This is a genomic window from Marinobacter sp. EN3, assembly GCF_000475315.1.
Taxonomy (GTDB): Bacteria; Pseudomonadota; Gammaproteobacteria; order Pseudomonadales; family Oleiphilaceae; genus Marinobacter; species Marinobacter nauticus.
In genome coordinates this window covers 197,939-212,596 of sequence record NZ_AXCC01000021.1, presented here as the reverse complement: position 1 = coordinate 212,596, position 14,658 = coordinate 197,939, and the positions used below count along the sequence as shown (strand labels likewise).

The window sequence follows — 14,658 nt, the reverse complement described above, 5'->3', positions numbered from 1 at the left end:
GGGATCACCAGACGCTTACGAAAAAGGCATCTAAAAGGGATTCTCAATGCTTGGCGGTTTTGGTTTCAAGAGCTGCTTAAGTGTTTAAGGCATAAAGCTTTAGTTTGGGGCTTGCGTTGGTGACCCCTTTGGTTCCTATGCCACTAACGTTACGGACTAACTGGATGAAGAACGTGACTAAAACTCTATATTTACTGCTGGTGTGTGTCTTGGTTGCTGGCTGTAGCAGCAAAGCCGTGTATGACAATGTGCAGAGAAACAACCGACAGGAATGTGTCAGTGTGCCACCCCCTCAGTATGATGAATGCATCGAACGTTCCAGTAAGTCATACGAAGAGTACGAGAGGGATCGGTCTGAGGTACTCCAGTCTGAACCATAGAGCCGTGGGCGGGAAAATCGGGCTCATTATGTGTTTACCTTTCGCAGCCTTTCCGCCGCAGTGGTGGCACCCCGAAAACCCGCTTGTAAGCCCTCGAAAACGCCGCTTCGGATTGGTACCCCAGCTCTTCAGCCAGCTTAGTCAGTGTCACGGGTGATTGACCAATTCTGAGTCGCGCCAGGTTCATCCTCCATTCGGTCAGGTACTGTTTGACTGAAGTGCCTATCACCTCGGTAAACCGGGCGGAAAACCCCGAGCGGGACATGCCCGCGTGCTTGGCCAGCCGGCTGACTGTCCAGTCAGCCTCAGGGTGTGCGTGTATGGCCGCCAGAGCCTTGCCCAGTTTCGGATCTTTCAGCGCGCCCAGCCAGCCTTTGCTGGCTTCCGCGCTTGAGTTGATCCAGTGTCGTATGGCCTGAATCACGATGATATCTGCCAGGTGGGCCATCACTGTGACTCCGCCGGGTGATAGTGCGCGGGCTTCCTGCTCCATCAGTTGTATCAGCGTTGTAAGCTGGGCGGGCAGGGCGCCATCGTCGCCTTTGATGTGAATGCACTGTGGCAATTCACGAATGAGCTTCTGAGCTGCAATCTGGTCGAAGCCAAGCACGCCGCAGGTCAGTCGGGTTTCTTCTTCGCCCGTGCGCTGTTCTTCCGTGCCGGCCCCGCCATAGCGCATGAACTCAAAGCGGTCTGTCAGCCGGGTGACGGGAATATCAAAAAAGGGCTCGCACGGCTGATTGTTACTATGGGAAATACAGTGGCCTTCCCCTTTGGGTACCAGCGCCATGTCGCCCGTTTTAAGGAGCAGGCTGTCCTGGTCTTTGAAACGCAACCAGCAGCTTCCCTGGGTGACGATGTGAAACATCATTTTGCCCCCGAGCGGCGGCATCTCCATTCCCCACGGGGTAATCAGTTCGGCAGTCGCGTAGACGGTACCGTCCATACGAAGTGAGCACAGCGTCTCGCCGAGTGGATCGGAGGTTGTTGGCATGCGCCGCTCAAGTTCAGGGATCATTGTTTCTCACGTGTTTTGGACGATCTGCAAAATATAGTAGATAAAAAAGCATTAAGCATCAGTTTTTGTCCTCGTAAACTGGAACCTTCAGTGATCGTTTAACGAGGACCAAACCATGACATCAGAAGTCGTCGCTGTTGTTGGCGCCACCGGTAAGTCCGGTTCCAGGGTATTGGCAAAACTGGGTGAGATGGGGCTGGAGGCGCGCGGCCTGTCACGCTCTTCCCCTATCCCCTTCGATTGGGCAGACCGCAGTACCTGGGCCGCGGCACTTCAGGGAGTGCGTGCTGCCTACGTTACGTATTTCCCGGATCTCGCGGTGCCGGCGGCGGAAACGGATGTGCGTGCCTTTGTGGCGGAAGCTAAACAGCAGGGTGTGGCGCACCTGGTATTGATGTCGGGGCGTGGAGAGGCGGGTGCACGGCGGGCAGAACAGGTACTGGAAAGCAGCGGGTTGGACTGGAACGTGGTTCGCGCCAGCTGGTTTATGCAGAACTTCAGTGAAAGCTTTATGCTGCAGGGCCTGCAGGCGGGTGAGCTGGTGTTGCCCAGGCCCAACGCCAGGGAACCATTCATCGATGTGGATGACCTGGCCAGTGTGGCGGTAGCGGCGCTGACCAATCCCGCATTGAAAAACCAGGTATTGGAAGTTACCGGTCCGGAGCTGCTCTCGTTCGAGGAGTGTGTGCATGCGATTGCTGCGGCCAGTGGCCGTGAGATCCGGTTTACGCCGTTACCGGTGGAGGCCTATCTGGATGGCGCCAGGGCGCAGGGTATGGCAGACGACATGGCGTGGCTGATCAACGAACTGTTTGTGAACATTCTTGATGGCCGCAATGAAAGCACCACTCCAACGGTTGAACAAGTGCTGGGGCGGCCTGCGCGCCGGTTCAGGGACTATGTTGCTGATGTTGTGCCTATGGGGGTGTGGTGATTGGGTGATCGCTTGCTTGAGGTTCGATATTGTCTGTGTCCGGAGTTTATGAAGAAGTTTATGGTTTTGTGAACTTTCCACGATAGACTCAGAGGACTGACGATAATACTGGATTGGCCGCCAGTGTTGACCGAAAGGAGCCCTCAGCTGCATGCCGCGCACGGTATTGATAATCGAAGACAATCCCGGTATCGGCGAACTGGTCCGCATGCAGGTATCCGACCTGGGCATGACTGCGGTTCTGCGGGACCGGGGCGACAGCGGCCTGGCGCGGTTCCGGGACGGTGGTATTGATCTGGTGATTCTGGACCTCATGCTTCCGGGCCTGGATGGCCTGGCGGTGTGCCGGGAAATACGCTCCAGTGCGGGTTATGTGCCGGTGCTCATGCTGACCGCCAAGAGCACCGAGCTGGACAGGGTGCTGGGGCTGGAAATGGGGGCGGATGACTACCTCACCAAGCCTTTCAGCGTGGCGGAACTGTCCGCTCGCATCAAAGCTCTGTTCCGGCGGGTGGACGCGCTCTCCCGGAAGAACTCACCCGAAGACGACGTGGCGGAGATCGAGGCGGACGGGCTGCGGATTGATCCGGTTCGGCGCCGGGTGTTCCTGGAGTGCCGCGAGCTCGATCTGACCGCCCGTGAGTTCGATCTTCTGTGGCACTTTGCTTCCCATCGTGGCCGGGTTTTCAGCCGGGCCCAATTGCTGGATGCCGTCTGGGGGTACAATCACGACGGCTACGAGCACACCGTAAACACCCATATCAACCGCCTGCGTAACAAGATTGAGCCCGATCCGGCCCAACCGCGTTACGTTCAGACGGTCTGGGGCGTGGGCTATCGGTTTATGGATTAACCATGGGCCTTTCCGTGCTTCGAACTCTGTATGCGAGGCTGGCCATTGGTCTGTTCCTGCTGCTGTTTGTGGTGGGCGGGCTATTTACTTTGCTGAGTCTGGCCTCGGTCAGGGAGTATTCGGCTGCCGTTAACCAGCAACTGAACCGGAATCTGGCGCAGAATCTGGTTTCTGACCGAAACCTGGTCACCGATGGCCAGTTGAATCGGGATGCCCTGAAGCAGCTGTTCGAGCTGTATATGACGATCAATCCCAGCCTTGAGATTTACCTGTTGGATACCGACGGGGCCATTCGTGCCTATTCCGCCGATCCGGACCGAATCAAGCGCAATCGGGTATCCCTCGGACCAATCCAGACACTGCTCGAAAACCCGGACGCCTATCCTCTGCCGGGGGACGACCCTCGTAGTCACGATCGGCAAAAAGTGTTCTCTGTGACCCCCGTTCCCTCGGCAGCCGCCCCTGCCGGCTACCTTTATGTGGTTCTGAGGGGCGAAGAATTCGACCTCGCGGAGAGCATGGTTCACAGCAACCGGTTGTTGCAGATGGGCGCAGGCGCCCTGGCGGTGAGCCTGCTCGTGGGGCTCCTGGCCGGGTTGGTGTTCTTCCGAATGTTAACGCGGCGGCTGTCCCGGCTGACTGAACGGGTGGAGTCGTTTGAACGGGAATTGTCCTCGGAACAAAGCCCTCCACTGGCCGAGAAGGGCGACGACATTGATTACCTGGCCTCTCGGTTTGATCTCATGGCGCGCCGCATTGTGGCGCAGCTGGACCTCCTGAAGCACAAAGACGCCCAGCGTCGACAGCTGGTTGCTCAGGTGTCTCACGATCTTCGAACACCGCTGGCGTCAATTCAGGGCTACCTGGAAGCGCTGCGGATGAAGCATGAGACCCTGGAAGCTGAGGAGCGAGGCCGGTTCCTGGCGGTGGCCCTGTCAGAAACACACCGGTTGGGCAGGCAGGTTGAGGAGTTGTTCGAACTGGCCGCCCTGGACGCCCGTGAAAAACAGCCGGATATCGAGCCGTTTGTCATGGCTGAGTTGCTCTACGACGTCGTTCAGAAGCATAGGCCAGCAGCAGACCGAGCGGGTGTTGAGCTCATCATTTCGGCGACAGAGACCGAGAGCGTGCTGGCGGATATCGCGATGACCGAGCGGGTTCTGGACAATCTCATCAATAATGCCATCGTCCATTCTCCGCGGAATACAAGAGTCATACTCACGATGTCAGTACGGGATGGTGGAGCAGCGATCACTGTTGCCGATGCTGGGCCTGGCATCCGCGAAGAAGACCTTGGCCAGGTGTTTGACCCCTTCTACCAGGCCGCGGGAGCTGAACGTACCGGGCATGCCGGCCTGGGACTTGCGATCGCCCAGCGCTTGGTCGTCCTGCAGCAAGGCAGGCTCTCAGCGCACAATGCGAACGGTGCTGTCTTTACCCTCTGGCTACCGTTAGCTTCCTCCAGCTAGCTTTCCGCTGTGTTATAGATTTGTGATAGTTGCTGAACTTTTTTGTGAATTCAGATCGCTAGGCTGTGATTATGGATTCAAGCGAGGAGAAGTGTCATGAAACGCAAAGTTATAGGCCTGTTTTCCGCCCTGGCGCTGGTCTCCGCCGCCGGTCTTTTTGCGGCACAGGTGGCAGCAGAGCGAGTGGATAGTGCAGGTAATGCCTATGCACCGGATGATCCGGATCTGGCCGTGGCGACCTTTGCTGGCGGCTGTTTCTGGTGCGTGGAAGCCGGCTACGAAAAGATTCCTGGTGTTGTCGAGGCAGTGTCTGGCTACGCTGGTGGAGAAGAAAAAAGTCCGACCTATAAACAGGTCTCTTCCGGGCGTACAGGCCACACTGAAGCCGTCCAGGTATATTACGACCCGGACAAAATAACCTATGAGGGCTTGCTGGCCGGCCTCTGGCGAATGATGAATCCGACCGACCTGGAGGGCCAGTTCGTTGACCGTGGTCGGCAGTACCGGCCCACCATTTTTTACCACAACGAGGAGCAGAAGCGCTTCGCAGAGGCGGCAAAGCAGGCACTGGAGGCTTCCGGCGTCTATGACAAGCCGGTGGTGATCCCCATTGAGCCGCTCAAGAGATTCTATCCGGCGGAGGAATACCACCAGGACTACTACAAGAAGAATCCGGTCCGCTACAAGTTCTACACCTTCAATTCGGGGCGTTATCAGTTTATTGAAGAGGTCTATGGCGAGGATTATGAGCTGGATTTCTCGCGCTATCAGCCCAATACCGGAGTCAATGACTCGATGCCTGCGGAGGACGATCCGACAGAAGCGGCGGCAAGCGGGGGTTTTAACCCCGAACGTTTTCAAAAGCCGGATGACAAGACTCTTCGGCAGCGTTTGACGGAAATGCAGTATGAGGTCACGCAGGAGGATGGTACTGAACCCGCCTTCAACAATACCTACTGGGACAACACCAGGGCGGGGCTTTATGTGGATGTCGTTTCCGGTGAGCCGCTGTTCTCCTCACGGGATAAGTACAAGTCCGGTACCGGCTGGCCGAGCTTCACTCGCCCGATTACGCCAGAGGCAGTGGTAGAACGTGAGGACAAGTCGTTTTTCATGACCCGGACGGAGATTCGCAGTGCCCATGCTGATTCTCATCTGGGCCATGTCTTTGACGATGGTCCGGCGCCGACGGGATTGCGCTATTGTATGAATTCCGCAGCCATGAAGTTCATCCCGCTGGAGCAAATGGAAGCCGCGGGGTATGGCAAATGGATCGCCGATGTAAAAGCTCAGGGCGAACGTTAACTGGGGCGTTTGGGGTCAGGGTTTGTGAGGGATTCGTTAACGCACCCGAACCTGATCGCCGTCTTCCAGGCCACGGCCGGGGTGCCGGACCACCTGAACGCCCTCCTGCAGTCCCTGCGTTACCTGGGTCATTAAACCGTTGGATGGTCCTGTCGTGACTGTCCGGCGTCTCGCCGTTTCGCTCTCAACCATGAAAACCGCAGAAGAGCCGTTGTATTCGAAGATCGCTGAGGTGGGTACCTGCAAGGTGTCTTCGCTTTGCCACAGGATAAAGTCAGCGTCCACCCGGTAGCCGTCTCCCAGCTGTCGCCACTGCTCCCGTGGGCTGACCATATCGGCAATAACCTGAACCCGTTGTTCTTCCACGCCCAGAGCGGATACATCCTCAAACCCGATAGGCTCGATACGACGAACCGTTGCTTCCAGTACCGGCCCGCCCCAGCCACTCAGTCGCACGCCAAGGCCGGGTTCCAGTTTGACGGCATCGAAACTCAAGACCTCGACCACCACTTCCAGAGCGCCAGGGTCGCCGACCTCCAGAATAGCCTCGCCGGCCTGGATCACGCCCTCGCTCTGATGCACCAGAGCCAGAACCGCGCCGTTAACCGGAGAACGCACGGCGACCCGCTCGGCAGGTTTCTGACCATTGGAGGACGCGGTTGAAATCTGCAGCCGGGTTTGAGCGGCGGCCAGTTCATGGGCGGCCACCTCTTCATCAAACCGGGCGGAACGCAGGATTGCCTGTGGCCGGGCTGCCGTGGATTTCGCCTGTTGTAACTGTTCGGTGGAGACAAAGCGGGATTCTTCCAGAGCGAGTAGGCGCTGGTATTCATTCTGAGCGAACTCAGCATCAGCCTCCGCCGCCTGAACCTTTTGTTGGATGGATTGAAGTTCCGCCTGGGCGGCGGCTGCCCGAGCCTCGGCTTCGGCGCGGGTTCGGGCGTCCAGGATGCTGGCGGGCGTCGGGTCCACAAACGTCAGTAGCTCCCCGGGAATCACCGCGTCGCCGACGTCCAGCTGAACCCGGTGAATATAGCCGGCCACGGGGGAGGAAATCAGATAGCGATCTTTGACCCGGGTTTTACCCTCTTCAAGAATGGTCACTTCCATGGGGCCGCGTTCGACGGAGGCGAGGTCAACCCAAACTGCCTCTGGCCGCAGGATAAGCGCGAAGACGATGGCGGCCACCGAGGCCATCAAAAGCCAGAAGGCCCATTTTCCTTTGGAGATGCGTTGTGTCGCCATGTTGGGTCCCATGTGAGTGTGTGTGAATTATTCCCGGGTTTTCAGAACCGCGACAAGGTCCAGTTTACGAAGTCGCCACCAGGTGATGAAGCCGGAAATCAATGCCGACAAAATGACCACGTTGGCCGCCAATGCCAGGGTTTGGCCGGTCAGGACCAGGGGAACGCGATAGAGTTCGGTCTGCATCGCGGTAACCACAAAACTTGCCAATCCAAAACCAACCGCCCAACCCAGAGGAATTCCCAGTAACAGCAGTATGGCCAGTTCTCCGAGCAGAATGTGGGCGACTTCGTTGTGGCTGTACCCCAGTACTCTCAAGCTCGCCAGGTCTCGCCCTCGTTCGGCCAGGGAAATCCGCGCGGTATTGTAGATCACACCAAAAGCAATAATGCCGCCGAGCAGGCTGATGATGAAGGTGTAGGTCAGGAAGGTGCGCGCGAGAGTCTCGAAGAAGCTGTCGAGCATTGCCTGTCGCAGATTGGTGGCCATCACTCCCGGCGTATCCCGAAGTTCCTGGTAGACGGTGTTGGTTTGCTCCGGCGCCAGATTCATCAGCATCTGGTTCACTCTCGGGCCTTCACGCAGCGCCTTGTTCATGGCGGTCAGATTCATGTAGGCGCCCACACCGAGGAACTCGCTGGTAATGCCAGCCACCGTGAGATCCAGTTCCGGGCGTCGGCCTTCCAGCACTCGCACCCGAACTGTGTCTCCGGTCTCAACATTCAGGGCCTTGGCCAGAAAGTCGGTTACCAACAGGCCGGCAGCAGGCATGGCCACGTTCTCCAGATTCTGGTTAACCACGAATTGCAGTTTGGCGTCCCGGGGTAAGCCGGTGAGCACCGTGCGCCATCTGCGGTGTTCGTTAACCAGCTCTACGGTAACGGCCCGGCGTCCTTCGACGTAACGCACACCGGATTGGCGCGCCATTCCGTACAGTGCGGTCGGGTTGACCGGGTCGGTGAGTGTGGCGGTCAGATCCTGCTTCTGCACCCGGGCGAATTGGGTGTGCACCATCAGCGAAACAGAGCTGAACTGGAAATTCCCAACCACCACGATGGCCATGGCAATGCCAAATACCGAGAGGGCGGTTCGGCCTGGCTTTCGGGCGAGCTGCCTGACGATCATGCGTGAAGGCTGATGAAAGCGCACCCAGCCCAGCAGCCGTTCGGGAACGGTAACCCGGTATCGGGCGGGGCTCTCGGGCTGCATGGCTTCCGCTGGGGGCAAGGCGGCCGCCGCGCGGATGGAGCGCCAGCCGCCGAGCAGTGCAACTGCCATACTGATCAGGGCCAGTAACGCCAGCCACCAGGGATTGATTCGGAACAGTAGCGAAGGGAAGCGGTAGTAATCCATATACAGCTCTCCCAACCGATGCCCCAGCCAGAGGCCACTGGCGCAGCCGATGGCGAGCCCGGTAAACGCAATGGCCAGCACCAGTTGGCTGTAGTGCCAGCCGATCTGGCCATTGCTGTAGCCGAAGGCTTTGAGAATGGCGACGATTTCCCGTTGGGTACTGATCAGGCGTGTCACCACCACATTGAGCAAAAACATGGCGACGCCCATAAAAATGGACGGAAAGATAATCGCCATGGCCTTCAGCTGCTCGAGCTCGTCACTGAGAAAACGGTGTGAGAACTGGTCAGCCCGGGCGAACGCACCGGTACTGCCGTAGCGCGCCAGCAACCGGTCCAGCGGGTCGATCACATCTTCCACAGGATGCCGTGGGTCGATCTGCAGTACCAGGCTATTGAAGGCGCCCCGCATGTCCATGGCGGCGGCCAGTGCTTCCTGATTCAGCCAGAGCACGCCAAAGCGCTGGTAATCCGGCAGCATGCCCCCCGGAGGTATCACGTAGATGAATTCCGGCGACTCGACAATGCCCACGATTTTCAGGGTTTGTTGTCGGCCATTGATGATGGCGTTGAAACTGTCGTCCAGAGTGAGCTGGTGCGCATCCGCGAAGCTGCCAATGATTGCGACTTCATTGGCGTGGGTGGCGCTTGGCAGTCGACCTTGCCGGACATACAACTGGTTTACCCCGGGTTGGCCGGTCGGAGGAACAGACACCAGGTGGGCCGACACAGGTTCATCGTAATCGGGGAGATTGAGCTTCGCGGCGCCTTCCACCCGGCCGCTCAGGCGGGTCACACCCGGTAGCTTGGAAACCGTTTGCAGCACATGGCGGGGGGCCCGTTTTACCGAAACGAAAACATCAGCAAACTGGTGCTCCTGATAGTACTGATCCCGGGTGGCTGTGAGGGAGGAGTAATTGACCAGGGACATCAGGCAAACCGCGATCCCGCCCGCAATCACCAGCGCGATCGCCAGCAACTGGCCGCGCATCTGCCAGATTTCCCGTCGCAGTTTGGTGTGCAGTACGCTCGGCCCGAAAATCATGGCATCACCAGCTCAGGGTGTTCGGGTCCTGGCGTTCTGAGTTGCGGTGCTCACCGCTGATCACGCCATCCGAAAGGGTGATCACTCTGTCCGCCATGTTCGCGATTGAAGCATTGTGGGTGATGATCACCGTGGTGGTGCCGGTTTCCCGGTTGGCCCGTTCCAATGCCGCGAGGACCAGAATACCGGTGGCCGAGTCCAGGGCTCCGGTAGGCTCATCGCACAGCAGCACCCGGGGTCGCTTGGATATGGCTCTGGCAATGGCCACTCTTTGTTGCTCGCCACCGGAAAGCTGAGCCGGAAAATGGTCCAGGCGACTGGCCAGGCCCACCATGTCCAGGGCTTCTTCCGGCGCCATGGGGTCACGGGCAATCTCGGTCACGGCGATGACGTTTTCGCGGGCGGTCAGGCTGGGGATGAGGTTGTAAAACTGAAACACGAACCCGACATAATCCCGGCGATAGCGGGTAAGCTCCCGGTCTGAGGCGCCGGCCAGATCGATGTCCTGATAACGAACTTCGCCGGTAGTGGGCACATCCAGTCCGCCCAGAATGTTCAGAAGCGTGGATTTGCCTGAGCCTGAGGCGCCAAGCATTACTACCAGCTCCCCCGGATAAAGGCTGATATCGACCCCCCGCAGGGCATGCACTTCCACATCGCCCTGACGGTAGGTTTTGGTCAGGCCTTTCGTTTGAAAGACAGGAGCGGTCCGGTCGGCGTGACACGCCATGGCAGGTTCCATTGCAGTCCAGTTGATCCAGAGCCGAGTATAGCCCAATACCGATGACCGATTATTGATCCCGCGCAGACGTATTCCACGTGCGTACCCGTGCCGGATTCGGTTACAGTCATGCCACTAACCCTGTAAAGCCAATGGGAGAAAACGGAATGAGTGACCCAACTTACACACCTCCGAAAGTCTGGAAATGGGATTCGAACAACGGCGGCAAGTTCTCTAACATCAACCGCCCCATCGCCGGCCCTACCCATGAAAAAGAGCTGCCGGTGGGGGAGCATCCGTTCCAGCTTTATTCCCTGGCAACGCCCAACGGTGTCAAGGCAACGGTCATGTTTGAGGAGCTGCTGGAAAAAGGCATCAAGGAGGCGGAATACGATGCCTGGCTGATTCGCATCACCGAAGGGGATCAGTTCAGCAGCGGGTTCGTGAAGGTGAATCCCAACTCCAAGATCCCTGCCATGCTGGATCGCAGTGTGGACCCGGCCATCCGGGTTTTTGAGTCTGGTTCCATTCTGTTCTACCTGGCGGAGAAGTTTGATGCGTTTCTGCCCAGGGACCCGGCCAAACGCACCGAAACCATGAACTGGCTGTTCTGGCAGATGGGCAGTGCGCCTTTCCTGGGAGGCGGCTTTGGTCACTTTTATGCCTACGCGCCAGAAAAGTACGAGTACCCCATCAACCGCTACACTATGGAAGTGAAGCGCCAGTTGGACGTGCTCGATCGTCAGCTGGCGGATAACCAGTACATTGCCGGTGATGAATACACCATCGCCGACATGGCCATCTGGCCCTGGTACGGAGCCCTGGTGAAAAACATGGTGTACGAGGCGGCCGAATTCCTGGAAGCCCACACCTATACCAACGTGGTTCGCTGGACCGACGAGGTGGCCAAACGCCCGGCAGTAAAGCGTGGCCGTATGGTGAACAAGGCTTGGGGCGATCTTGCCTCCCAGCTGCACGAGCGGCACGATGCCAGCGATTTTGATTTGCGCACCCAGGACAAACTGGAAGGCAACGCCTAAGCCATAAGGAGGACGGATGGCTCTGCCCGACGCTCTGACCGAAGCACAGATCTACCATCGGTGCCCGCTGGACAAACTGGATTTTGAAACCACGGAAAGTCTGCAAGATCTGGCTCTGCCCTTCGGTCAGGACCGGGCACTGCGTGCCCTGGAATTCGGGGCCAGCATGAAGGCCCAGGGGTTTAACCTGTTCGTGTTGGGGCCCTCCGGTGCCGGCAAGCATGAGCTGGTACGGCGGGTATTGGCCAGCCATGCCGCGGAAAAACCGGTGCCGTCGGACTGGTGTCATGTGTTCAATTTTCAGCAGTCGGACAAACCCGGGGCCATTGAGCTGCCGCCGGGGGAGGGTCGCTTGTTCAAGGCCGATATGAGCGAACTGGCCAACGAACTGAAGACCACCATACCGGCCACCTTTGAAAGCGAGGAATACCAGGCCCGTATTCAGGAATTGCAGGAAGAGGTTACCCGGCGCCAGCAGCAAGGCCTGTCTGAGATTCAGGAAGAGGCAAACGCCAACAATATAGCCATGCTCACCACCCCGGCAGGTTTTACCTTTGCGCCCATGCGCAACGGCGAGGTGATTGAACCTGAGGAATACAAGACCTTCTCCGATGAGGAAAAGGAGTTGGTCGAATCCAAGGTGGAAGACCTCCAGAAAAAGCTGCAGCAGGCCATCCAGCAGGTGCCCCGGCTGCGCAAGGAAGTCCGGGAGCGGGTCCATGCCCTGAATGAAGAAATGGTTCAGCTTACCCTGGGCGGCCCCATGGGGGAGCTGCGCGAGAAGTGGGGGCACGTGCCGGCCGTGATGGCTCACCTCGACGCGGTGCGAGAGGATGTGGTGGAGCATGCCGAGGCGTTTCAGGATACTGAAAACGGCGCACCGGCAGGGTTGTTGAACCGCTATCGGGTGAACCTGCTGGTGGATAATGCCGAGACCCGTGGGGCCCCCGTCATCTATGAAGATCTTCCCAACCACCAACACCTGGCAGGTCAGATCGAACACCGGGCCCACCAGGGTAACCTGTACACGGATTTCACCCTGATTCGGGCCGGGGCTCTGCATCGGGCCAACGGTGGCTACCTGATCCTCGACGCCCGGCGGGTACTGTCGCAGCCCATGGCCTGGGAAAGCCTCAAACGCATACTCTTTTCCGGCGAGATCCGCATCGAATCCCTGGAGCGCCTGTATGGCCTCGCCACCACGGTAAGCCAACAACCGGAGCCGATTCCGCTTTCGGTAAAGGTGGTGCTGCTTGGCGACCGGATGCTGTATTACCTGCTGTCCCACTACGATCCGGACTTTCTGGACCTGTTCAAGGTGGAAGCGGATTTTGAGGACGACATGGAGCGGGATGAGGCCAGCTACTTACTCTACGCCCGGATGATTGCCACTATGGCCCGGTCGGCTGGCGTAAGAACCCTGGACAGGGAGGCGGTTGCCAGGTTGATTGAACACGCGAGCCGTCTGGCCAGCGATCAGAACAAGCTGACGGCCCACGATCGTGTACTGAAAGATCTGCTCACTGAGTCGGACCACTGGGCTGGTGTGGCCAACAGCCCGCAGGTGTGCGCCAGCCATTTGCAGCAGGCCATTGACGAGCGGGACTACCGGGCGAGCCGGGTCCGTGAGCGCAGTCTGGAGCAGATTCGCCGGGGTGTGGTGATGATTGCCACTCAGGGCGAGCAGGTGGGGCAGGTGAATGGTCTATCGGTACTGCAGCTAGGCGCCACCCGCTTTGGTCAGCCCACCCGAATTACCGCCACGGCGCGCCCTGGCAAGGGCCAGGTGGTGGATATCGAGCGGGAAGCCAAGCTTGGTGGGCCGATCCACAGCAAGGCGGTGATGATTCTGTCCCGGTTCCTGGCCAATCGTTATGCGCCGATGAATGAGCTTTCACTGTCGGCCAGTCTGGCCTTTGAACAATCCTACGGTGGCGTGGAAGGGGATTCTGCCTCGGTGGCGGAAACCTGTGTGTTGTTGTCTGCTATCGCCGGCGTTCCGCTCAAGCAGTCCCTGGCGGTTACCGGCTCCATGAACCAGCATGGTGAGGTGCAGGCGGTGGGTGGCGTCAACGAAAAGATTGAAGGCTTCTTCAATGTCTGCCGGCAGGACGGCGGCGTAAACAGCCAGGGTGCCTTGTTGCCGGCCAGCAATGTGGAGCATCTGATGTTGAATGAATCGGTGCGGGAAGCGGTGCAGGACGGAAGGTTCTCCATTTATCCCGTTACCCATATCGACCAGGCCATTGAGTTGTTGACGGGCCTGGAGCCGGGGCAACCGGATGCTGATGGCGTGTTCCCTGAGGGCAGCTTTAACCGACGCGTGGCAGACAGGCTGGCCGCATTTGCCGAGGTTGGCAAAAGCAAGGACAAAGACACGGGGCAGGATAATGGCAATGACGGACACAACGGTCAGTCATAAAACTCCGGAACCAGACCCCGCCGTGGTCCGGCGGATACTGGTGTTGCTGGATGGTTCCAGGCGGAGTCTGGCAGCCCTGGAGGCTGCGGCAGACATTGCACGTGCGCAGCAAGCCGAAGTTCTGGGTATCTTTGTGGAGGAAGTAAGCCTGCTGCGTAGCGCCGGTTACGGTTTTGCCCGGGAAGTGGGCCGGAGTTCCGGCGTGGCGAGGCCCATGGATGTCGACGCTCTGGAAGTCCGTATGCAGGCAACTGCAGAGAAGCTTCGCCGTACTCTCGAGCGAACCCTGGCGCCCTGGGGTGTGGCCCAGGCACTGAGATTATGCCGGGGTGAAGTGGTAGAGCAGGTATTGGGGCTGGTACAGCCTGATGATTTGTTGGTGCTCGGCGGGGCTGGCTGGTCCGGTATTTCATCTTTCAAGCTGGGCTCAACCGCCCGGGGCCTGTTACGGCAGGCACCGGGAGATGTGCTGTTGTGGCCGGAATCGCGCTCATTACCACCGGGCAGGGTGGTGGTGTTGCTGAACCACGATCAGGGCGCGAATCATCGGGCTGTGCGGGTAGGCGTGGAGCTGGCCAGGCGTGGGCAGCGGGCGCTGACGGTTCTGGTGCGCTCAGACGCCGCTGATGATCCCGAATTGCTTGAGGAGCTTGCAGCCATGCTTGAAGCCGGGGGCATTGCTGCCCGGGTCAGGTGTTTGCCCAAAGCCGGTGCTGCTGCCATGGCGAGGGCCGTGCGGGAGGAGGGAGCAGCACAGCTGGTGATCAGCCGTCAGTGCAGCCTGTTTGAACAGCAAGGCGCGGAGTCCCTGCTTTGCCAGCTGAATCTACCGGTCACCATCACGCCCTGAGCAAACCGCTGTTGTGCCGGCAGT

The 14,658-nt window shown here is 58.7% G+C and carries 11 protein-coding genes; 7 read left to right on the top strand and 4 right to left on the bottom strand.

The features are described 5' to 3' along the window. Window positions 1–414 precede the first annotated feature (414 nt). On the bottom strand, window positions 415–1,374 hold the full coding sequence (locus tag Q675_RS27365; protein WP_227499531.1) for an AraC family transcriptional regulator: 960 nt from the start codon (window positions 1,372–1,374) through the stop codon (window positions 415–417). 139 nt (window positions 1,375–1,513) lie between these two features. On the opposite strand from Q675_RS27365, the gene Q675_RS27360 reads away from it, so the two are divergent. The 4 genes from Q675_RS27360 to msrB all read left to right on the top strand — a co-directional run bounded on the left by Q675_RS27360 (window position 1,514) and on the right by msrB (window position 5,959). Next, a complete protein-coding gene (locus tag Q675_RS27360) occupies window positions 1,514–2,332 on the top strand; it encodes an NAD(P)H-binding protein (protein ID WP_023011112.1) in 819 nt (272 codons plus the stop codon). A gap of 151 nt (window positions 2,333–2,483) precedes the next feature. Then, window positions 2,484–3,185 carry a response regulator transcription factor gene (locus Q675_RS27355; RefSeq protein ID WP_023011111.1) on the top strand — a complete coding sequence of 234 codons (702 nt, stop codon included), beginning with the start codon at window positions 2,484–2,486 and terminating at the stop codon, window positions 3,183–3,185. Between the two features lie 2 nt (window positions 3,186–3,187). Beyond that, complete coding sequence (locus tag Q675_RS27350) at window positions 3,188–4,654, top strand: sensor histidine kinase (protein ID WP_023011110.1); 1,467 nt, start codon at window positions 3,188–3,190, stop codon at window positions 4,652–4,654. 96 nt (window positions 4,655–4,750) lie between these two features. After that, window positions 4,751–5,959 (top strand): peptide-methionine (R)-S-oxide reductase MsrB, encoded by a 1,209-nt coding sequence (gene msrB, locus Q675_RS27345; protein ID WP_023011109.1) that lies wholly within the window; start codon window positions 4,751–4,753, stop codon window positions 5,957–5,959. 36 nt (window positions 5,960–5,995) lie between these two features. On the opposite strand, the gene Q675_RS27340 is transcribed toward msrB, so the two are convergent. From Q675_RS27340 to Q675_RS27330, 3 genes are read right to left on the bottom strand one after another with little or no spacing between them, the layout of a single operon-like run. After that, complete coding sequence (locus tag Q675_RS27340) at window positions 5,996–7,204, bottom strand: efflux RND transporter periplasmic adaptor subunit (RefSeq protein ID WP_031211299.1); 1,209 nt, start codon at window positions 7,202–7,204, stop codon at window positions 5,996–5,998. A gap of 27 nt (window positions 7,205–7,231) precedes the next feature. After that, on the bottom strand, window positions 7,232–9,601 hold the full coding sequence (locus tag Q675_RS27335; protein WP_023011107.1) for an ABC transporter permease: 2,370 nt from the start codon (window positions 9,599–9,601) through the stop codon (window positions 7,232–7,234). Between the two features lie 4 nt (window positions 9,602–9,605). Continuing rightward, the gene (locus Q675_RS27330; protein ID WP_011784524.1) at window positions 9,606–10,343 is read right to left on the bottom strand and encodes an ABC transporter ATP-binding protein; all 738 of its coding nucleotides are present in this window, start codon (window positions 10,341–10,343) and stop codon (window positions 9,606–9,608) included. Between the two features lie 146 nt (window positions 10,344–10,489). Between Q675_RS27330 and yghU the strand changes: the two genes are divergently transcribed. Genes yghU through Q675_RS27315 form a run of 3 tightly spaced genes read left to right on the top strand, consistent with a single transcriptional unit; the run spans window position 10,490 to window position 14,634 of the window. Next, on the top strand, window positions 10,490–11,362 hold the full coding sequence (gene yghU, locus Q675_RS27325; RefSeq protein ID WP_023011105.1) for a glutathione-dependent disulfide-bond oxidoreductase: 873 nt from the start codon (window positions 10,490–10,492) through the stop codon (window positions 11,360–11,362). Between the two features lie 16 nt (window positions 11,363–11,378). Next, a complete protein-coding gene (locus Q675_RS27320; protein ID WP_023011104.1) occupies window positions 11,379–13,784 on the top strand; it encodes a Lon protease family protein in 2,406 nt (801 codons plus the stop codon). Continuing rightward, complete coding sequence (locus Q675_RS27315; protein ID WP_023011103.1) at window positions 13,759–14,634, top strand: universal stress protein; 876 nt, start codon at window positions 13,759–13,761, stop codon at window positions 14,632–14,634. Before Q675_RS27320 ends, Q675_RS27315 begins: the two co-directional genes overlap by 26 nt. The last annotated feature ends 24 nt before the right edge of the window (window positions 14,635–14,658 follow it).